Origin of the sequence: Mesorhizobium sp. B1-1-8, from assembly GCF_006442795.2 — a bacterium.
In the GTDB taxonomy this organism is placed as follows: Bacteria; Pseudomonadota; Alphaproteobacteria; order Rhizobiales; family Rhizobiaceae; genus Mesorhizobium.
The window spans coordinates 3,125,874-3,146,319 of sequence record NZ_CP083956.1 but is presented as its reverse complement, the minus strand read 5'-3'; the positions used below and the strand labels follow the sequence as shown (position 1 = coordinate 3,146,319).

The following is a 20,446-nucleotide window of genomic DNA, read 5'->3' as shown; positions in this document are numbered from 1 at the left end:
CGATGCCTGCTCGCCGCCAATCGACGAGCCATTCGAGTGCGTCGGGGCCGCTCCGCGCCGCCCGGCGCATGGCTCTCCTTCTCCTTTCCGGCCTTTCCATTGAGAGCGTCGCGCCGGCGATCACGATGGCGCAGGACGCGCCGATCGTGCGGCCGTCGCTACGCGCGCCCTATGCAGATCACATCGCGGAGGCATCGCGGCGCTTCGGTGTTCCGGTTGCATGGATCAGGGCCGTGATGCGCGCCGAAAGCGCGGGCGATCCGCACGCGATTTCGCGCAAGGGCGCGATGGGCCTAATGCAGATCATGCCGGAGACCTGGGCGGGCTTGCGCCTCCGCCACCATCTCGGCGCCGATCCGTATGATCCGCACGACAACATCATCGCCGGCGCGGGGTATATCCGCGAACTGTTCGATCGCTACGGGTCGCCCGGTTGGATCGCCGCCTACAACGCGGGACCCGGACGTTATCGGGACTCGCTGAGAGGTCGCGCATTGCCTGCGGAAACGCGCGCCTATGTTGCCATCGTTGCGCCGTCAGCGGATGGCGGCGATACGGCCAGCCCGATGATGATCGTCACGGCCGATCCGCTCGCCTGGACACACGCGCCCCTGTTCATCGCGCAGCCGGATCGCAGACCGGCCGTAGATCCCGTTCCGGTGGAGCGCGCGTCCGACGCTGCAACGATGACGCCGGCCGTGCGCGATGTTTCCGCCATCGTGCCGCAGTCCGGCGGTCTGTTCGTCGCCCGTGCCGGTGAAGGGACAGCACGATGAGCGTCCCGGTTCCCGATCGCACGATAGTGGTCTCTGGCGTATTATGGCGTGCGCCGAGGGTAGAGGCAGGCACCACAACCGAACGATGGCAGGATAAAAGGCCGCGAGGCGCGGCTTCGGTCGGTTGTGGTATTTCAATAGGTTATGAGGCGATTTCGCGAGGTGCGGGAATTCCGCGCACCTCGCAGCGAGACCCATTTCTCTTAAGTTTCCGGTACTTGGCGCGATGTGCGGAGCATCGGCCATGACCGGTGAGGACGATTTTCGGATCCGGCCAGGCCGCATCCGTTCCTCCGGCTCCCAGAGCGCGCGGCCCTTCATCGACCAGGCATTGGCCGCTGCGAAAAAGGCCGGTGCCGGTGTCTCACGCTCCGGCCGCATCGTTCCAGGCAATCGCTCCCGCTTCGGCAGGGGCCAGCGTGCCAGCATCCAGGCGAACCGGATCATAATGTCGCGTTCGCGCGGCGCCGTGATCAAGGCGCGCGTTGTGCGCCATGGTTCACGATCCGCGCCGCTGGCGACCCATCTCAATTATCTCCGTCGCGAGGGCGTGACCCGCGACGGGGAGAAGGCGCGCCTGTTTGGTCCAGAGCCCCAGGCCGCGGATGCCGGCGCCTTCGCGGCGCGCTGCGAAGATGACCGGCACCATTTCCGCTTCATCGTCTCACCTGACGACGCGCTGGAAATGGCAGACCTCAGATCCTTCATGCGTGATCTCGTCGGCCAGATGGAGAAGGACCTGGGCACCCGGCTCGACTGGGTGGCCGTCGATCATTGGAATACCGAACATCCCCACGTCCATCTGATCGTCCGTGGTGTGCGGGACGACGGCCAGGATCTTGTGATTTCCCGCGACTACATCAAGGAAGGCATGCGCGATCGGGCGCGCGACCTCATCACGCAGGAACTCGGTCCGCGCACCGATCTCGACATCCGCCGCAGTCTGGAGCGCCAGGTTGACGCAGAGCGCTGGACGCAGCTCGACAGGCAGCTTGTCCGCGACGGCCGCCAGACCGGCGTCATTGACCTCGCACCGTCTCGCGACCAACAGCCCGACGAATACCACGCGCTGAAGGTCGGACGCCTTCGCAAGCTGGAAACGTTCGGTCTCGCCGATCAGGTCGGCCCCGGCCAATGGATCATCGACGAGAAGGCCGAGGCGGCGCTGCGGGAACTCGGCGAGCGCGGCGACATCATCAAACGGATGCACCGCGCGTTGACCGAGCGCGGCATCGAGCGCGGCTCGGCGAGCTACGTGCTTGCGGCCGAGAGCCTCGATACGCCGATCATCGGCCGGCTGGTCGATCGCGGCCTGGACGACGAGTTGAAAGGCACGGCCTACGCCGTGGTCGATGGCGTCGACGGACGCACCCACCACATCAAGTTATTCGACCTCGATGCGGCTGGCGACAGCGCGCCGGGCTCGATCGTCGAGTTGCGCAAGTTCGATGACGCGCAGGGGCAGCGGCGTGTCGCGATCGCTGTGCGCTCCGATCTCGATATCGATCGGCAGATCACGGCAACGGGCGCGACCTGGCTCGATCGTCAAAACATCGCCCGCGAACCGGCCGCATTGTCCGAGGGCGGCTTTGGCGCGGCGGTCCGGGAAGCGATGGATCGGCGCGCCGATCATCTGGTCGGACAGGGCCGGGGCGAACGGCACGGTCACCGCGTCACCTTCAACCGCGGGCTGATCGACACGCTGCGTCGTCGGGAACTGGAAGCGGTCGGCGAGAAGCTCGCCGCCGAGACCGGCCGGCCGTTCACTCGCCCCGGCGGCGGCGAGTATGTCGCCGGCACTTACAGAGAGCGTCTCACACTCGCCTCGGGCCGCTTCGCCATGCTGGACGATGGCCTGGGCTTCCAGCTCGTGCCCTGGTCGCCCTCCCTCGAAAAACAACTCGGGAAGCACGTCTCCGGCGCCGCCCGCGACGACGGCGGCGTCGACTGGAGCTTCGGCCGCAAGCGCGGGCTCGGCCTCTAACTTCTATCCGAAAGGACCGCCGTCATGTCGGGCACGAAAATCCTCTGGGGCCAGATCCTCACCGTCTTCGCCATCGTCCTCGTCACGACCTGGACGGCAACGGAATGGGTGGCCTGGCGCCTCGCATTCCAGCCCAGGCTTGGCGCGCCTTGGTTCACGTTACTCGGCTTTCCCTTCTACCTGCCACCCTCTTTCTTCTGGTGGTGGTACGGCTTCGACGCCTATGCGCCCGCGATCTTTGTCGAGGGCGCCTTCATCGCGGCATCCGGTGGGTTCATCTCGATCGCGGTCGCCATCGGCATGTCGGTATGGCGGGCGCGTGAAGCCAAGAATGTCGAGACCTACGGCTCGGCGCGCTGGGCCGGGACAGAGGAAGTGAAGCGCGCGGGTCTTCTTGGTCCCGATGGCGTCGTGCTCGGCCGCTACGACCGCGCCTATCTCCGCCACGACGGGCCGGAGCATGTGCTGTGCTTCGCCCCGACCCGCTCGGGCAAGGGTGTCGGCCTCGTGGTCCCCTCGCTGCTCACCTGGCCGGGCTCCGCGATCGTCCACGATATCAAGGGAGAGAATTGGCAACTCACCGCCGGCTTCCGCGCGAAGCATGGCCGCGTGCTGCTGTTCGATCCGACCAACGCGAAGTCGTCGGCCTACAATCCTCTGCTCGAGGTGCGCCGCGGCGAGTGGGAAGTTCGCGACGTGCAGAATATCGCCGACATCCTGGTCGATCCCGAAGGCTCGCTGGAGAAGCGGAACCACTGGGAAAAGACCAGCCACGCGCTTTTGGTCGGCGCGATCCTCCATGTCCTCTATGCCGAAGAGGACAAGACGCTCGCTGGCGTCGCGGGATTCCTCTCAGACCCGAAACGTCCGATCGAGTCGACCTTGGCCGCGATGATGAAAACGGCGCATCTTGGCGAGGCCGGGCCGCATCCCGTCATCGCCAGCGCCGCGCGCGAACTGCTCAACAAATCCGACAACGAGCGCTCCGGCGTGCTCTCCACCGCCATGTCGTTCCTTGGCCTTTATCGCGATCCCGTCGTGGCCGAGGTGACGCGTCGCTGCGATTGGCGGATCACCGATATCGTCGGCAGCAAACATCCGACGACGCTCTACCTCGTCGTGCCGCCCTCCGACATCAATCGTACCAAGCCGCTGATCCGACTGATCCTCAATCAGGTTGGCCGTCGTCTGACCGAGGATCTGCGGGCGAAGGCCGGACGCCACCGGCTGCTGCTCATGCTCGACGAGTTTCCGGCGCTGGGGCGGCTGGACTTCTTCGAGTCGGCGCTGGCCTTCATGGCGGGCTACGGCCTCAAGAGCTTCCTGATCGCGCAATCCCTCAATCAGATCGAGAAGGCTTACGGCGCGAACAACTCGATCCTCGACAACTGCCACGTCAGGGTGAGCTTCGCGACCAACGATGAACGCACCGCCAAGCGCGTCTCGGATGCGCTCGGCACCGCGACCGAGATGAAGGCGATGAAGAACTATGCCGGCCATCGGCTTTCGCCCTGGCTTGGCCATCTGATGGTCTCGCGGTCCGAAACGGCGCGACCGCTGCTCACCCCAGGCGAGATCATGCAACTCCCGCCGGCCGATGAGATCGTAATGGTCGCGGGCACGCCACCGATCCGCGCGAAGAAGGCGCGTTACTATGAGGATGCCCGCTTCCAAGAGCGCATCCTGCCCCCGCCTGCGCTGATCGCGCCGAAACAGGGAGGCGCTGACGAGTGGACCGCGTTCCCCTTGCCGCCTCGGCCGGCGACCGGGGAAACTTCCACCCCCTCACAGGCGGGGGATGGCGACCCGACGGAATCCGAGCACCGGCATCAGCCGGAGTTGAACCGAGTCCAGCCGGTCGAGAAGAAAGCGCCGATCGAGAATGAGTTCGAGATCGGTCCGTCCGACGAAGCCGACGATGAGGCTGTGCGTAATAACCGCATGATCCGCGTCATGCAGGGCGTCGCGCGTCAAGTGTCGCTCGATCCTGGCGACGGCATGGAGCTGTGAGATTGCTATGACGAAGACAACCCGCAAACAGCGCCTCTCGGTCTATCTCGATCCGGTCGTGATGAACCGGCTCGCCGAACATGCAGCGCGGCGAGATCATTCCCGTTCACTCGTTGCTGAAGCGGCGATCGAATCTTTCCTGTCGCCTGACGCGGCCGAGCGACAGGAAGCTGCCATCACGAAGCGGATCGACCTGCTTGATCGCCGCATGACGAGGATGGAGCGCGATGTCGGCATCGCGATCGAGACGCTGGCGGTGTTCATTCGCTTCTGGCTGACGACGACGCCAGCTCTCCCAGAACCCGCGGCGCAGGCTGCGCGTGCCAAGGCGGGCGAACGGTACGACCAATTTGTCACCGCGCTCGGCCGCAGGTTGGCGAAGGGGCCCAAGCTCCGTCAGGAGATTTCTGAAGATATCGGCTTGACGCCAAGGGATGGATAAGTCGGCCGGGACTTTCCCAACATACCGGCCAGGATTCTCCGGCTGACTGAGTAGGACCCTCATAGGCACTGCGTTGCTCTCGCATTTCCACCGTTTGTGCCGGCAAGGCAGCGACAGACCGCTACAGGTTACGACAGCGACGTCGATCGGATCGCGCATTTCTGCGGATGTGAAGCGTCTTCCTAGTGAAAACGCCGGCCCTTCCTTTGAGGTAATTCCCGACTGCCGCGAACGTCATTCCACCCAGCCGATTTCTATCCGAGAGTAGGCGAGTTTCCCTACGCCTCCCACATTGTGCTTCCCACCCCGCGCGCCAACATTGCATCACTTCGTGCAGGGTGACCGAACGTCGCCGCGAGTAGCGCTCATGCTGAGTGACGACAGAATTTAACATGGGCTCTTGCGCTTGGCTCAAGAATGATAACGCGGCGTTGGTCCCGCTCCTAGAAGGAGGAAACATGGCCGAGAGCAAATTCCTTACTGCCGAAGAAGTGGCAGAGCGTTACCGTGGCGGCGTGTCGGTTGGGACACTTAGAAACTGGCGAGCGATGAAGATCGGCCCCTCGTTCATAAAAATCGGCAAGGCCGTTCTGTACCCAATCGACGACCTAGAGGCGTAGGACGAGAAGAATAGAGTGCCGTGCCGTGCGTCAAGGCGACTCACTGAATCCGCCAGTGACCAGCCGTGATGATCACAATTGGGCATTGCGGTTTCGTTGGCCTGACGCGCAAACTCTTGCGGGTGTGCTTCTTTTCCGCAGGGCTTCGCGCCTGTGCGATACTCAATACCTGACATGCGGGAGATGCATGACGACGGCCAACGACATCGAGGAGCGGCCTGCCCGCCTCCCTATTGCCGGTATCGAGGACGGGACCGCACACTCGATGGATCAAGTCTCTGCCCGGCGGAGGTCGCAATAGCTATGTCCGCTCATCAAAACCGACTTCTGTCGGCGGGTGTTGGTTCACCGGCAGCTTGACTATTCGGTTGGGCGTCAAGGACAGCCAGTTCTTCTCCCAACGCGGCGATCAGGGCCGACACGCGACCGCGCACCCGCGGGTGAAGGTTCATCAATCCCTGGATCAGGCGCCTGCCTTCCGCGCTGGCGATGAAGTCGATGCGTTCATCGGCCGGCAGAGGCGAAACATCACGGTTGGCCTCGTTTCCCGGTAGGCCTTCGAAGAAGCGGCTGACAGGAACCCCCAGGGACCTGGCGATCTCATAGAGCATGGATGCGCTTACACGGTTCCTCCCGTTCTCGTATTTCTGGAGCTGCTGGAAGCTGATCCCAATAGATCGGGCGAGTTGCGCCTGCGATACATCCGACTGGACGCGAACCGTTGCGAGCTGCCTGCCGACATGCTGATCGGCCGGATGAGGGTCGCTCTCTCCCTTCGCCGATGTCTCGAAGCGAGGGCGGTTCGGATTCGCCAGGGCCCTGCGATGTTGCATCGTCACTCCCCGAAAAGAGAGTTGCCGCGGTACGCCCCCGCGAAACTCATCAAACCTCCAAATGATCGGGGAGTTGCAAACCGTGCGAAACGGCCCTGTGGCCTTTAGTTCCGGAGAACCTGGACATACGTCACAGGCTCCCCGACCCGAAAGGTCAGAGAGTTTGATGCCGATTCAACCAGCATCAGTCGTTCGCAGGGGTTTGCACGCCCCAAGGCAGCGCGTACTGCCTCACGTCCAGAGCTAGCCGAAATTCCGGAATTTGACCAGCCCACCTATGATGGAAAATCAAAGGTTGGCGCGAAGATAACCTAGCAAAAACAGCGCTAAGACCACCAAGCAGATGGCATGCGATGGCGGGTTGGGGTGGGATACAACGAAAAGTGCGCCCACCAAGTGATGGACCTTCCTCCTCGCTTACCCGACAGGAGGAAGTCGCGGACGTGGATTGAGCCCGCTGCCCTGAGCCGAGCACTTCCGATAGCGTACGAGCTTCGCGGCAAACCCTTCTATTCTGTCCGCATGCTTCACAATCCGCATGCAGAGCCAATGCCCCACGATGTTTTCGATCAGCGGCGCTTTGGTGGTTACCTCACCTCTGCTTGCCGACTAATCGGCCAATGTCCTCTAACGCTGACCGGATATGTGGCCAGGGAAACTCGGAATCATCATCCGAAGACCCCCCTACCCTGAGTACGGCATCAAGCTTCGCCTCCAGACCCGCAAGGGAAGTGGCGTGGGTCTCAGAGAGCACCTTCAGCAGGTTTTCCGCTCGGTCCGCAGCTACGCGCTCAGCTCGGAGTGCCGCAGAAAAGCCAATTTCGTTGTCGGCGGCATCCCACCGCGCCTGACATTCAGCAAAATCAGCCTCGGCCTGCTTGCGCGTTCTAACGTCTTCTTGACCGAGAACTTCGCGAAGAGCCTCCAGTGAATGCAGCGTCACGTTCTCGCAGTCGCGAACATGGATAGTGACCGAAGGAAATCCGACCGTTTCCACGAGTTGCCGCTCGAGACGCTGCTGCCGACGGCACAGCAGTTCAGTCTGGTGATAGGCCGCCTGCCATTCGCGCCACACCGCCACCGCAGGGTCGGCAGTCTGGTCCCCTCCCAAATCAGTTCTAGCAGACGCGCGTGTCTGCAATCCCACGATTGCAATTGCGGTTCCTGTGAGTACCCTCCTCCGGGTGACCAGAGGCAGAGTCGTGCTATTGTCGGAATCCATGATCCAAGATCCTCGCAACTTGGTTTTGGCAGCTGATCGAGGTGTTCTCGCACCCTGATCAGCCATGCGGCAAACGGTGCCCAGCTAGCCTCTGGGCGGGATGCTAAAAATTGATAGGAAAAATATCAATGCGACTTTGTGAATGTCAATAGAAAATCTATCAAATCGCCGTTTGATCGTGACCACCAGACAAGTAAAGGCTGCGCGGGCACTGCTGGGGTGGTCTCAAGGAGACCTCGCAGAAGGATCTGCGGTTTCAGAGCCGACGATTGCGCGGCTTGAGGCAGAGGATGGGCCGCTCGGCGGTCGCCCTGAGACAGGAGCGAAGATCATCAGAGCGTTGGTCGATGCAGGGATTGAATTCATTTCCGAGAATGGTGGCGGGCTTGGTGTCCGGCTAGTTAATCATCTCGGCGGCAAATGATGCAGGGATGCCCGGTTGCCTCTGGGATGCGGCTCCAGCAGCCCCAAGCTGAATCTCAAAAATACGCGCCAGAAGCACCGTTCGGAGTCAAGTCCCGAACGTCAGGAACGAGGACGACAGCCGTCAGTCCGCTTATGGAAACTAATGGTGGAAAGCGACCGTTCTGCAGCGACTCCATTCTACTCATTAGCGCAACCCACTGGCGGTGGCCGCTTTTAGCCTCAAGCGGGCGTAGGTACTAAGGCAGTCCAGCTCAGTCAGAGCATTGCGGTCTCTTAACCAACCTGGTCATTCTGCCCATTGAACAACAAACGAAGTAGTTGTCTTCCAGGCCACGCTAATTCCTAGTGACTGACAGAACTTGATCTCTTCGGGTTTGGGCTTCGTCCCTAGGACGATGAGTGGGTGTGCGTTCGGGGTTTGGAAGTGTCGATATTCGAGCACTTGACCCACAGCGAATCGAATGGGGTACTTCGTCTGCCCAGCCACTGCTGGCTTGAGTTCGGCGATGATATGACCCCGAGTCTTAAGCTCGAAACGAACGTCGATCGCATTCTTGTTCTGCGCAATGGCTGTCGCTTCAAGGGTTCTCAGGAAGACGAGAAACGCCTTCTCTAACAAGTGGTGCTCGGGGGTTACCCTGATCTCCTTCTCTTGGATATAGCGCGTGTAGGGATCTTTGGCCGCTGGCGCGCCAAAGTTGTCGGCGCGCTCTGAAGACGTCTGACCTGGTTTGCTTCTTACGGAGCGCGGCAGAAAGGCCTCGTCGAACTCCGCTTCTATGAACCACTGGCGCATCAGGCTCTCGGGCGGCAGGTGTCCGTCCAGCAGCTTCAGGGCATGTTCGGGTCGGATGGCCTGGTAGTTGTTGTGCATCTTGGCGAGAACCTCTTTCCCGAAGCCGAGGGGGTCCTTTGGCAGAGGAACCGGTTCTTCGAACCAATGAAAATAGTCGGACGGGCAACGCCACCTCGGTGCGTCGAATCCGGCTGGAAAGTCCTTCTTCAATGCCGCGATCGACGCATATCGCGCTCGAACAGAGCTTGCATTCCATAGCTCATTGATCGTGTTTTTGAACGCTAACTGTTTGAAAATCGAGGCGAGATCATCCTCCTCGTTGATGCGTACGCCACACGCCACACCGACGATGTACTGCACGTCGTCATGCATGGCGATCATGAGAAGGCCGAGGTGTCCATGTTTCGCGTAGAGATCGAGCTTTTCCTTCGTCTCGGTATGGAAGACGCGCTGCCCTTTCCAGGTGCGGTCACTGCGCCCGTTCCATTCCTCACCGCCGAACCCATGTTTCCTCACGAAGCCGCCGGCCACCCGGGGGCTGCTTGGACCGTCATAGCCGTTTAAGCTCCAAAGCAGGGGCTTCACCGCGACGGCGAACTTGGTGGAAGGCGACAAGGTCATTCTTGAAGGCACCCAGAATTGTCTACGAGGAGGCGGGCCTGTTGCCCATCAATAGTCAGAACAAGATATCCTTGAACGTCAAGGAGCTCGTCCGAAGATCCGCAGTCATGTGAAAGTTTCGCGCCAGTCAGGAGGCTTTGGTATCGCCCGGGGGCACGGTCACGAAGGCGGCGCTCGCGATCGAGGAAGACGCGGACGGCCCTGATCTGTTTCTGTGTGAGCGGACGCTTGGTGCCGATCTCCTTGTCAGCGTTCCAAGCTGAGCGGTCCGGGCTAGCATCATGTGAATGCTCCTCAGCCTTGATTGGCCAGACGAGAACCGCAGGGGCACTACCGCTCGGGGACCGGTAGCGGACCATCCGCCAGCGGGGACGTTCAAGAAGAACTGGACATTCCGTCGATGGAAGCCGGGGCATAGTTGGGCCGGCGAGGAATTTAGTGCCATTTCCAATCGGAATTGACGAGTTTCCTTCTTGTTGGCGGTTCGCAACAAATGCACTTAATACGAAATGGCCGCCAGAGCCGCATCGGCCTTCGAAATGTGCGGCCAAAGCTGAGGAACAGCGCGGCAAAGCGCTAGAAGGTGGGAACGCAGCCGCGGAGCTTCCCCACGATCAATTTCGCCATCGGCGATTTCAAAGAACCATTCGCCAACCGCTTTGCACCACTCTTCCAAATCCGATCTAGAGGCGCAGGCTGTAAGTGCAATTCGCATCTGATTGTCCGCGGCAGAGCCGATAACACCGCGGCGCCGGAGAACTCGCGACAAGATGCGCACCTCGTCGGCAAGCCCGCTATGCCGCGCCGAGGCGGCAATAATCGCGAGCCCCATTATGAGGGAGAAGCCGATATCGGAATCCGGCTCGAGCTTGAGGCGGTATTTCACCTTCCGGAGCAGGCCGGCGATGAGATCGACGGTCTCCGTATCGAACCGAAATACTAAAGAGAAGTTCACAACGCTCGCGAAGACACGCGCCTCAAGGGGCTTCTCGTCTCTTGGCTTGCGAAGCTCTTCCAGAAGGTCTTCCGGGAAAGGCAGCGGGGCGTCGATGCCGCCTTCGACAGGGCTAGGCGCGTAAGCCGACGGATGAGAAGTTCGGCTCTGGAGATCGTTCTCACCGTCTCCCAGCAGGAGAGTCTTGAGCGGACCTTCCGGTAGAGTGTCTTTGTTTTCGTTGCCGACAATGCGGGCTCGCATCAAGAACTCGACCTGGAATTGCTTCGCGCTTATCAGATCGGGAATACTACGCGGTTCCTGCCGTAGATCGGCCAGCGTTTGCATATAGAAGGGCTCTGCTCCCAAGCTCGCCCATACGGAAGAGTCATCTCCGGTTCCTCCGAGTGCAGCGATCTCCCTTTCGATCATAGACGCTTGCGCGCTCGCAGCGAGACGGCGCCAGAACGGGGGGTCGGCGGCGAAGAGGCGAAGGCGTGACAACTCCCCATCCACGAACACAAAGAGATTGACTGTGAGGGCTAGTCGTCCCGTTTTGTCCTCGGGATCCTCGTCTCGTATTCGCTCCAGCATCCGAACCAATACAGGCTCGAGGGTGGGAAAGCTTTTCAAAGACCTGATGCCGATCTCAATGCCGGCAATCTGCGAAAAGAGATCGCCTTGCTCCGAGAGCCAGGCGAAGAAGGCTTCGACAAGAGCAGCGGGGGTTTGCGAGATATCGATTAGCGCACTGAGTCTCGGATTAGCGCAAAGCAAGAGACACTGAGCAAGGCCGCGCTCCAAATCCCATTTTAACAGCCGACCGATCTGATCCCTTGCATTGCCAGCCGCATAGGCCTCGACATTGTTCGCGTCGCCACGTTCTCCAATAAGACCTCGGTAGTAGCTCGCTTTTCCGGGCACGATCACCGAAACTTGGCCGTCCGGCACGGTGAGCTCGCCACGTACTGCAGCTGCAACGGATTGCGGCGTTAGTTTGAGGTCCTCGGTCAGTACATCCATCTCGTCTTCGCTGAGCGGACCCTTCTCGATCTTCTCCCTCCACGCCTCGATCACGTTCCTAAGTAGATTGGCAGAACCGACCTCGTCTTCGAAGTAAGCACGACGTACGCTTCGATCCTCAGCAAGCATCCAGAACGAAGGCATGCGGTGACGCAGTTCGCCGAGCGTCAGGAAGAGCTCAGGTTTGGCGCCCCTCTCGATCGATAGTTCGACAGGCTCTCCCTCGATAGGCTGAACAAGGATCGAAGTATCCGGTCCTTTGTAGAGGGTCCGGATGGCTGGCAACAGCCGGGAGCTTCGGAATGCAATCCCAAGACCGTTGAGCGTTAGCACCGAGTCCACCGTCAGCTCGTACTTCGAGCGGAAACTCTCAGAATAAGAGATATCTTCCCGAATGGACTTCGGAAACAGCTTAAGCAGCTCCAGGGCAACAGGACCGCGATTAGGCTTGCTCGTCATCGTCTCCTCCTTCGAGGGTACGGGCGATCTGTTGCTCGAGAATCTCGCGGATTGACGTGAGAAGCTCGGCGTACGATTCCGGCTGCTCTTCTTTGAAGGCCTTCAACACGGCGCCCTCCAGCCAATCTCGGTATCGCGCTCGGACATCTTCGTCTGGCATCGGAAGGATCAAAAGCATTAGGACTTGCGCGCGGTATCGCTCGATCGCGCCGAGCCCTGTTGCGGCCGACCTATGTGCCCAGCCGCGCGCATCGAACAGTTCAAGAAGCCAACTCGATCTCGCGCGTGCCGTCTCGTCCAGAACGGACTCCTGCCACTGAATTCGCAAAGCCGCCGCTGCCTCTCGCGTAAGAGTATCGAGCCAGAGGCCTTCATTGGGCAATTGAAGACCGTCGGTCATTCTTGCCCGAACGATGCTTTCGCGGATGGCTTTGAGTTCGGCCGTCTCTTGAACGAGGCCCTCGATGATGGGGGCTGTATTCAACAGTGCGGCGAGCTCGCCCGGACGTAGCGGAACGAAAAGCATTCCTGCCTGTCGAATAACTGTCAGGGCTTCTGTCAGTTCCTCGGAGGTGAGTTCCCCGCCTTCGGTCATCGTTGCCAGTAGATCGATTGAGTTCGCGATGGGGTAGGTCTCGTGAGTCCCGAACCGATTCACAAACCGATCGTCGACGATCAGAGCGTCGATCTCCGGCCGCCCGGCAAGGAGCAGACTGCTGGGATGCAGATCGAAATCCTTGTCGTCGTCCTCTCCCGGTAGCAACCGACCGAGGCTCACCTTCCCGGATGCGATCCCATCGCGGAGGGCGACTTGTAGGTCCTCAACCATATACCGGGCGCCATCTGCTGAGGCATCGTAGCCGACAAGCTCATTCGCACGGTCGACTTCCGAGGAGGTGACAAAAACCTTAAACCCAGCCATCGGCAGACGGGACAGCAGGCCAAGATGCTGAAAGAACGATAGGGCGACATCATCTAGATAGAGCGTCGCGCCCGGCTGCACAACCGGGTTGTGAGGCCAAGCCTGTTCGTGAAGACGTAAGTATGCGTTGGCATTCGCCCTCTCGACATCGGACAAGTGCCCGCTGAGTTTGAGCGCCGCCAGCACATCGCCCACGCCGGCAAAAAACGACTCGTACCCCGAAATATCCGCGGTTTCTTCGAGGAGAGAACCGGGTTTGGGAAGAGGCGCGGGCCGAACCACGAACTTTTGCGACATGTCTTGTCCGTCGAGCGTTTGGGCGGCAACGAGATATTGCGCGATGTCATCTCCGACCCGAAGCTCGAGTTCTTGCGGCGGAACTGCGCCCTCAAACCGGTGCACTCGATCCGCATCAATAAGCTGTTGTACCTCTCGCGCTCTCCGCACCTGACTTGGCTGGTGGAACGCCAATTTATCTCGTTCTTCGAAGAGCCAGTTGAGCGTCGTGTGGGCGATCGTGACACTGTCCGCCCAGTTCAAAAACTTTCGAAGCCTGTCCGTTAGGCTGAGCGTAAGGAGGCTTGTCAAATCGATCGCAATGCGTTTACCCACATTCGTGCGCACAGGTTTCGTGCCGCCGAAAGCGAAGATCGGAGACCGCCTCCGAGGGTCCGCTTGTCCTAAGTTGCGCAGAGCGGGGCGCAAGAACACATCGAGCAGAGTTCGGCGGGCAACCTTTGCAGCGGCAAACAGAGGAGCCTCTCCGCGAACGACGAGGTCCCAGGTCCGATCCATCCGCTCATCCCAATCGGGCTGCAGGTCCAAAAGCTCTCGAATATCCATTCGCCGAACCGGACCGTCTTCACCCGACGCAACTATCGCTCCTTCGAGCCAGCCGTGAATTTCTTCCTGGTTTTCCCAGCCTGCCGAGGAAGCCGTGGAATAAGACGTTGAAAGGATGCCGGCATCGCCGTCCGCTTTGCCCGCAGCTTCGCGAACTAACTCTTGCGATCGAGCCGTCGCTCCAATCCGTTGGGCCAGCACACCGGCGCGAAGCAGTTCCGTGGCGTCCCGCTTCTCGCGATTCTGCCATTCGGTTTCGACGAAGGTGTTGAGTGAACTCCAATCGCCGGATGCAATCGCGATGTTCATTGCAAGGCGACGGTCGTTTTGAATATCCCGTCCGGCGGAAAGCTTTTCCAAGCCGGACTTAGCGCCGCCGAGCCTGCCAAGGCGGTAGTTGGCCCACGCCACCGTCGCGGTAATTTTGAGAGATGCGGCGACGATCCCCGGATACGCGTCCGCGAACGCAACGATCTTGTCGTCGGCATTCGTCTCAAAGAGAGCGAAGGTATAGGTTTCGGCGCTTGGAACGTCCTTGACCTGTTGGAAGAGAATCTCCGCGAATTCGGCAAGCTTCGAAAAGTCCCGGATATGTTCTAGTTCACCCACAAGGTTGAGAAGCACGGGGACTGTTGGGTTCGCTCGATATTCCGACTCCCTAAGCGCGGCAACGTCGGCACCCGTCGCCCCCTCGACAAGATTACGCAATGTCGTGAGAGCGCTGGGCGGAATATCGTTGCCTTCCAGAACGGCGAGCTTCGATCTAGCCTCTTCGGCGCGTCCCGCTTTGACCAGTGATTCAATTTCAATCGAGGTCAAGAAGTTCGGATGATAATACTCCAAGAGCTGCTCACGATGCCGGTCGATATAGGCGGCAACATCCGACGCTTTTCGGTGTAAAGCCACTTCGAAGCGGGCGACCGCGGCGTCGAGCGATTTCCCGCCTGTGAGCGCTGTCGCCCGCTCTATGTCGTCTTCGACTGCTTGCAGGTTCAGATCGAGTTGGAATGCGAAAGCGAGCGGTATTCTACGTAGCCTAACCTTCTCATCGGCCATGCTCGCTTGCAGATCTTCGAGAGCCTTTCCAACCAACGAGGGGTCGCGCAACTGCAACCACAGCGCTCTATCCGCCGCGATCGATGCTGCCTGTTTGGCGCCGAGAAGTCCGAAAGCTGCCGCAGCTCTTTTGTAGTAGCCGGTCGCTTTCGCGCGATCCGCCATCGCCTGAGTATCTTCGGCCAATGGGAAATCGGCCAGATTGGGAGGTAGCGGCACCTGGAGCGCATCTCGAAGTTCAGGATGAACTGTCCGCTCTAGATACGCCGTCCCGGAAAGATAAAGGAGCGCAGGTGTCGTCTCCAAATCCGCCTCTTTAAGCGAATCGACGACCTTAATCGCGGCCTCAATGTCGCCCGCTGTGAGGTGCATACCGAGAATTCGGAACTTGCCGTCCGGATGAAATCTGTCGAGCGACAGACCGGTTCTCTCCAGCCATTGAAGCCCTTCTACCGGCGAAAGATTGTGGACGGCTACGATGAGCGAGGCTGCAAGAGCCTCCGGCGAGTTGAGAGGCTCCATAGCGGCGAGCGCCTTCGCCCTGTCGCCGTTCTGAGCGAAGGCTTCGACGAAGGCGCTCGCAATAGTCGTTTCTTCGCTGGGGCCGAACGCTTGGGCTTTCGATAAAGCATGCCGCGCCTTTTCGTGATCGACGGAACTGAGAATTCGCGCGCACCAGGCAAAGATCGATTGACGTACGCTCGACGAAGCAGCGGTAAGGTCGCCGGTATCGACGGCCGTTAGAAGCAAGTTGCAAACAGCCGTTGAATCGAACCCGGCTGCGAACCGCGATTGCCGTAGTTCGCGAAGTCGTCTTTCCGCAAAATCGGTGACAACCGAGTTTTCTGCCGGAGTTCCGGAAAGCGCGCGAGCGATCTCCCGATGGCCTCTTAAAATTGCTTGCGTGTCCGCGCTTATGGCGGCCTGCGTTTCCAGAAGGCCTTTCGCAGCGGTCTTGATAAGAAGGCCATCTGCGGCAAGGGACGCTCGAAAGCTCTCGCCATCGAGGCGGCCTCTCTCTGTCATCGCATTTTGGCAATCGCGCTCGATCGCCTTGAACGCAGCCGGAGCCTCGTCTGGAAGCTCAAGTAGCCCCTTGAGCCTATCTTCGGCAAGCTCGCGCTGCGGCCCGCCGAAATCGTAGTCGATCACGTGAATGAATCTTAGGACCGCTTCTAGATCGAGGTCGGCAGGCGCGCCGTGCGCATCGAAAGCCGAACGCACCAACTTCTTGAAAGACGTCAGGAGTGTCCGCTCTGCGTCCGTGAGCGTTGCGGTCGATTGCATCCTCAGCGCATCGAGCGCCTTTGCGAGGCCCACTTTGATGGGGCCGGACGTTTCGTGTCCGACCGCAAGAAGCATCGCGTCCTTGCCGCGGACCAGAGGGCGATCCCACCCTCTCTCGCCTTGGCCGTCTGTGGTCAGCAGCCATAGACGTGCAAACTCATCGCAGGTTTTTCCTAGTTCGCTCGTCAGAACGAAACGTCCCGTGAGCGAGTTTTTCGATTGGATAAACACCCACCCGCCGAAATCTGTTTCTATTAAGACATCGTCCACGGGTACTTCGGTTTCGAACCGGATCGCAGTCGCCTTCGCAGCGCCCAGTCCGAGCCTCTTATCTAACGCGACAGCGGCTAGAAGCCGGACCGCAATCGACGCGGCAACCGAAGCTTGTATGGTGACGCCGCCGGCGGGCGCATTCCCGCCGCCCTTCGCCAGTAAAGTCGTGTTTTCGGTTGCCCTCTTGGCCATCGTTTACTCGCCTAACCCCGAATTGCTGCGACGGCGCTTCGGGTTCAACCTCCTACAGTGCACAGCATCGCTGAAGAGGAGAACTAGAAGTTCCGAGTGGCAACGCGGTCCTTGATGGCCTTTATCGACACTCGCTGCAAGGAGTTCCGCTGGTGGTGCAAAGGTGCCAACTTGCGTGGCTACCCCGATGTCTGCTTCCGAGAAGCTTTCAACGCGGCGGCGTTGACCGGAATGGGCGCAAAGCGGTCGTTGGGTGAGCGTCTACAACAGATCACGGCGAAGCGACCGACGGCTAGGAAGCAGCCCGGTAAGCCGGCCGCCGACACAAGACATACTCGCCGGGGCTGGGCCTAGATAAGGCCGTGCCCGCGCCCGGCAGCACTCTGGTCGCCCCCCACGATGTTCTGCAGCCTCGGTGGGAGCGGGAAGACCGAGAGCTACGCGGGCCAGGCGAACGCTGGTTCTACAGCAACGTCTGCGCCCTTCGCGCATCCCAATCCCGTTTCCTGAGCCATTTTCTTCGCAAGCGCGACGAAACGCAGAAGGGCCCGCTTTGGGTTTGATTCGAGCCATAGGCCCCTTATTGAACTGACGCTGTTTTGACCTTCAAGAGGCTTCCACATCGCGCGATCGACGGCGACTGACTTCGCGTAGCTTTCCTCGGCCAAGGCGACGCCCTGGCCCAGTTGCACCTTGAATATGATCGTCGCGTGGGTCGCGCGAGACCTCTGAACGGCCGGGGCACCGTGTGTGGCAATGCGTTCCAGCAAGCGCCGATCCATTGGCGGTCCTTCCAATCCTGCTGGAACGAGCAAGCACATATTAGAAAGATCGGACCAGGTGACCGACGGCATCTCGGCAAGCGCATGACGAGACGCCAAGAGGACGAACAGGCGCTCCTGCCAAAACACCTCGCTATGGCAGGTCGTGAGCGTGCCAAGGTCGTGCGTGAAGGCAATGTCAAGTCGCCTGCGGCGTATGGCTGAAAAGCACTGTCCAGTTGGGATGTCCTCGATGGCCAGGCGGACACCGGGATACACCTTGCCGAAACGCCTGATCAGACGCTGGAGAAATTCCCCAGCTGTCACGCAGCACAAACCGATCCGCAGCGTGCTCACGTCCTGGTGTTCACGGACACATCCGGAAAAAGCATCCACCAAACCTTCGTAGTGGACACGAACAATGTCGACCCAGGCTCGTCCTGCCTCGGTCAACCGCATGCCGTGCACGTCGCGATCAAACAGTTGCATGCCCAGAAGCTGTTCGAGCTTGGCGACGCTGCGACTCACACAGGACTCCTGGACATTCAAGGCCCTTGCCGCCTGGCGTAGGCTGCCGTGCTCCAGGGCCGCAAAGGCATAGGTCAGTAGCTGGATAGCGTTTCCATTCGGCATCATGTCTCAAGTACTTCGCCGGAGTGCTCGGGGTCGTATCTTTTCCAGGAACCTACAGGTGAATGGTAGGTCTGACGGAATGCACGCGCCGCCGGCGCGGTCGGTCTTCAGTGCAGCGCTGCGAGATCTCGGTAGGGGCGTGGCACCTCCCCACCACGGATCGCACACATCCCTTCAAGGTCCCGGCTCGGCCGCGTCGATCGTCGCGGACCAATGCAGCCTGGTTTCGTAGACATACTCGTGCGGAATGGCCGGGGCAGCCATCTGCGAAACGTATAGATCGAGGTTTTCCTTGCTGTTGCTTGCAGCAAGGCTGCAGAAATTTCCGCTGTTCCAAGTGATGATGCAGTGCTTGAAATGCGCGCTCGCCGCCCGGGACATCTCTGCGAGTGTCACCTCATTGCCGAACATCGTCTTGAGGACGGCGGTCTTCTTGCTTTCGATCTCCTCTACCGGGAAGTACCGCGCCTTGAAGCCATAATCCTTCTGATGCTCGCGGCGCATGTAGTCGTTGTCATCAATCGCCCTGAATTTTTCGACGAAGACGAAGATGCCTCCTTCCCTGAGGTGCTGTGCCACGAACTCGATCTGCTTAGATCGGTTCGGCGAATACATTTGAAAGGTGGTGTCTTCCAGGATGATATCGAATCCGTGGACAAATTTTTCCAGCCGGCGATCAGACCGGAGAACGTCCTTGGTCAATCGGTGGAACGGGCCGATAAAGAACTCGGCGTAGCGCGGTTCGCCATAGGCCATGAAGGATGCGTAGTTTTCCGGGTTCGGGCTGCACGACAGGGTGAGAATCTGTCCTTCAGACAATTCGGACAATGTTCTCGCCATTGTGCCTTCCGCGGTTCCGAGGCTGTACAATGAGAGTGGGGTGTGACGTTGCTGGGCGTATTGCAGGACCGCATAGGCCATCCGGCACTCCTCTTCCAATCTGTAAGGGATGCTGCCGTGATAGTGCTGGTCGAAAAAGCCTTGCCGAGCCGCATGCAGGCCGACCAGCTTGCGCAGCAGTTCATTCCTCGGAAGAAGGCGGGGGTCGGCGACGGGGTTCCGGATCGGCATCCCGCTCTTCCCTCCAGCGGTGGCCGCGAAGAAGCCTGTGAGTTCGTTGATACGTGGGCCACGATCGCATTCGGCCAGGAAATCATCGAGTCCTCGCATGGCAATACGCCTCCCGCACCGTACGATTGGTGAGATGCCAAGACGTCGATGGGAAGGTTCCACTAAATTAGGGGAGACCTAATATTCCCTAAGTCGAGTATTGGCTGAGGCTTTTGGTAGGCTTCCTTGGCACAGGCTGCTTTCATTCCGTTGCCGTTTTTTTACCAAAGGCACATCTTCTAGCAATCCAGAGTTATTTGTGATTTGTTCGACAACCCGGGGTTCGGCACATCATCGGATGGAAAGCACCTTCAGTAAGGAGCCGTCAGTTGTCGGAGCCTATGTTCCTCGACCCAGATAAGATTCGCCCTTCACGGCATCAGACCTTGGCTCATCATTGTGAGGCCTGGGGCCAGGTGCGAGCAGACTTGATAAAGAGGACTGGTCTGGAGCGACAGGAAACACGTATCTCGCATCCGGGGCATATATTCTTGATGAACGTAAGAGGCACCGCGCTCCGCGGAGAAGACTTCGTGGATGGCCGTCGAATTCCCTTCTCGCCGCGGCGACCAGGCTCAATAATCTACATCCCGGCTGACAGCGATTGGAGCGGTTGGGATGAAGGCGATGCGACGGCCTCATACCTGCTGGTTTCAATTGAGCGGCAATTCATTGATCTGACGTTTGGGGGAATGGCATACTATCGCGGGGCGGAACTGCCGCCTGCGATAGGCTTTCGGGACAGCACCATTGAGATAGCGTTGCAGAAGATTGCAATCGAGCTCAAGCAGCCCGATCCTATCAGCGTGACAATGGTGGAGAGCCAGGCCACGCAATTGTTCGTGCAGATGCTAAGATTGAACGGCATCTCCCATGAGCGGGCAAAAGGGGGGCTGTCGTCGTTCGATCTGAAGCGTGCCGTCGGGATGATCGAATCATCGTCGGACGAAAGGCCGACCTTGGCCCATTTGGCAAAAGAGATTGGGGTTAGTCGCTTCCATTTCTCCAGGGCCTTCAAGCAGTCGACCGGTGTGACGCCGCATGCATTCATCGCGCGACGCCGACTGGAGCAGTCCGCAGATATGTTGCGATCCACCAACTTGTCGGCGACCGAAATCGCGATGGAGTGTGGTTTTGCAAGCCCGAGCCATTTCACGATCGCCTTTAAGCGAGCCTTCGGCGCGAACCCCACGGAATTTCGGCGCAAATGCAGGATGTGAGCC

General features: G+C 59.8%; 13 protein-coding genes and 1 pseudogene. 7 read left to right on the top strand and 7 right to left on the bottom strand.

What is annotated here, in order from left to right; translation table 11 throughout:
• Positions 1–2 precede the first annotated feature (2 nt).
• From FJ974_RS15225 to FJ974_RS15205, 5 genes and pseudogenes are all read left to right on the top strand, one after another.
• On the top strand, positions 3–776 hold the full coding sequence (locus FJ974_RS15225) for a lytic transglycosylase domain-containing protein (protein WP_140539196.1): 774 nt from the start codon (positions 3–5) through the stop codon (positions 774–776).
• Between the two features lie 244 nt (positions 777–1,020).
• A complete protein-coding gene (locus tag FJ974_RS15220; protein WP_140539197.1) occupies positions 1,021–2,760 on the top strand; it encodes a relaxase/mobilization nuclease domain-containing protein in 1,740 nt (579 codons plus the stop codon).
• Between the two features lie 24 nt (positions 2,761–2,784).
• Positions 2,785–4,770, top strand: a complete 1,986-nt coding sequence (locus FJ974_RS15215; RefSeq protein WP_140539198.1) for a conjugal transfer protein TraG — start codon at positions 2,785–2,787, stop codon at positions 4,768–4,770.
• Between the two features lie 7 nt (positions 4,771–4,777).
• Positions 4,778–5,212 (top strand): CopG family transcriptional regulator, encoded by a 435-nt coding sequence (locus FJ974_RS15210; RefSeq protein WP_140539199.1) that lies wholly within the window; start codon positions 4,778–4,780, stop codon positions 5,210–5,212.
• A 458-nt stretch (positions 5,213–5,670) separates the two neighbouring features.
• A pseudogene (locus tag FJ974_RS15205) lies at positions 5,671–5,829 on the top strand (helix-turn-helix transcriptional regulator); the annotation flags it as partial.
• A 317-nt stretch (positions 5,830–6,146) separates the two neighbouring features.
• Here FJ974_RS15205 and FJ974_RS15200 read toward each other — a convergent pair.
• Positions 6,147–6,665 (bottom strand): helix-turn-helix domain-containing protein, encoded by a 519-nt coding sequence (locus FJ974_RS15200; RefSeq protein WP_226891273.1) that lies wholly within the window; start codon positions 6,663–6,665, stop codon positions 6,147–6,149.
• 592 nt (positions 6,666–7,257) lie between these two features.
• Positions 7,258–7,887 carry a hypothetical protein gene (locus FJ974_RS15195; RefSeq protein ID WP_226891272.1) on the bottom strand — a complete coding sequence of 210 codons (630 nt, stop codon included), beginning with the start codon at positions 7,885–7,887 and terminating at the stop codon, positions 7,258–7,260.
• Positions 7,888–8,029: 142 nt separating this feature from the next.
• Between FJ974_RS15195 and FJ974_RS15190 the strand changes: the two genes are divergently transcribed.
• Positions 8,030–8,311, top strand: coding sequence for a transcriptional regulator (locus tag FJ974_RS15190; protein ID WP_181177343.1), 282 nt, complete (start codon positions 8,030–8,032; stop codon positions 8,309–8,311).
• Between the two features lie 288 nt (positions 8,312–8,599).
• Here the strand turns inward: FJ974_RS15190 and FJ974_RS15185 are convergent, their stop codons facing one another.
• From FJ974_RS15185 to FJ974_RS15165, 5 genes are all read right to left on the bottom strand, one after another.
• Positions 8,600–9,730, bottom strand: coding sequence for a hypothetical protein (locus FJ974_RS15185; protein WP_140539201.1), 1,131 nt, complete (start codon positions 9,728–9,730; stop codon positions 8,600–8,602).
• Between the two features lie 499 nt (positions 9,731–10,229).
• Complete coding sequence (locus FJ974_RS15180; RefSeq protein ID WP_140539202.1) at positions 10,230–12,146, bottom strand: hypothetical protein; 1,917 nt, start codon at positions 12,144–12,146, stop codon at positions 10,230–10,232.
• On the bottom strand, positions 12,130–16,719 hold the full coding sequence (locus FJ974_RS15175) for a hypothetical protein (protein WP_140539203.1): 4,590 nt from the start codon (positions 16,717–16,719) through the stop codon (positions 12,130–12,132). The genes FJ974_RS15180 and FJ974_RS15175 overlap by 17 nt, the downstream gene beginning before the upstream one ends.
• A gap of 437 nt (positions 16,720–17,156) precedes the next feature.
• Positions 17,157–18,116, bottom strand: a complete 960-nt coding sequence (locus FJ974_RS15170) for a LysR family transcriptional regulator (protein ID WP_140539204.1) — start codon at positions 18,114–18,116, stop codon at positions 17,157–17,159.
• 171 nt (positions 18,117–18,287) lie between these two features.
• Positions 18,288–19,283: a class I SAM-dependent methyltransferase gene (locus tag FJ974_RS15165; protein WP_140539205.1), complete on the bottom strand. Its 996-nt coding sequence runs from the start codon at positions 19,281–19,283 to the stop codon at positions 18,288–18,290.
• Positions 19,284–19,756: 473 nt separating this feature from the next.
• Between FJ974_RS15165 and FJ974_RS15160 the strand changes: the two genes are divergently transcribed.
• Complete coding sequence (locus tag FJ974_RS15160) at positions 19,757–20,443, top strand: helix-turn-helix domain-containing protein (RefSeq protein WP_226891271.1); 687 nt, start codon at positions 19,757–19,759, stop codon at positions 20,441–20,443.
• The last annotated feature ends 3 nt before the right edge of the window (positions 20,444–20,446 follow it).

Coding starts and splice junctions, on each gene's coding strand:
- FJ974_RS15225 (WP_140539196.1), top strand. CDS start 3: ATGCCTGCTCGCCGCCAATCGACGAGCCATTCGAGTGCGTCGGGGCCG.
- FJ974_RS15220 (WP_140539197.1), top strand. CDS start 1,021: ATGACCGGTGAGGACGATTTTCGGATCCGGCCAGGCCGCATCCGTTCC.
- FJ974_RS15215 (WP_140539198.1), top strand. CDS start 2,785: ATGTCGGGCACGAAAATCCTCTGGGGCCAGATCCTCACCGTCTTCGCC.
- FJ974_RS15210 (WP_140539199.1), top strand. CDS start 4,778: ATGACGAAGACAACCCGCAAACAGCGCCTCTCGGTCTATCTCGATCCG.
- FJ974_RS15200 (WP_226891273.1), bottom strand. CDS start 6,665: ATGCAACATCGCAGGGCCCTGGCGAATCCGAACCGCCCTCGCTTCGAG.
- FJ974_RS15195 (WP_226891272.1), bottom strand. CDS start 7,887: ATGGATTCCGACAATAGCACGACTCTGCCTCTGGTCACCCGGAGGAGG.
- FJ974_RS15190 (WP_181177343.1), top strand. CDS start 8,030: ATGTCAATAGAAAATCTATCAAATCGCCGTTTGATCGTGACCACCAGA.
- FJ974_RS15185 (WP_140539201.1), bottom strand. CDS start 9,730: ATGACCTTGTCGCCTTCCACCAAGTTCGCCGTCGCGGTGAAGCCCCTG.
- FJ974_RS15180 (WP_140539202.1), bottom strand. CDS start 12,146: ATGACGAGCAAGCCTAATCGCGGTCCTGTTGCCCTGGAGCTGCTTAAG.
- FJ974_RS15175 (WP_140539203.1), bottom strand. CDS start 16,719: ATGGCCAAGAGGGCAACCGAAAACACGACTTTACTGGCGAAGGGCGGC.
- FJ974_RS15170 (WP_140539204.1), bottom strand. CDS start 18,116: ATGATGCCGAATGGAAACGCTATCCAGCTACTGACCTATGCCTTTGCG.
- FJ974_RS15165 (WP_140539205.1), bottom strand. CDS start 19,283: ATGCGAGGACTCGATGATTTCCTGGCCGAATGCGATCGTGGCCCACGT.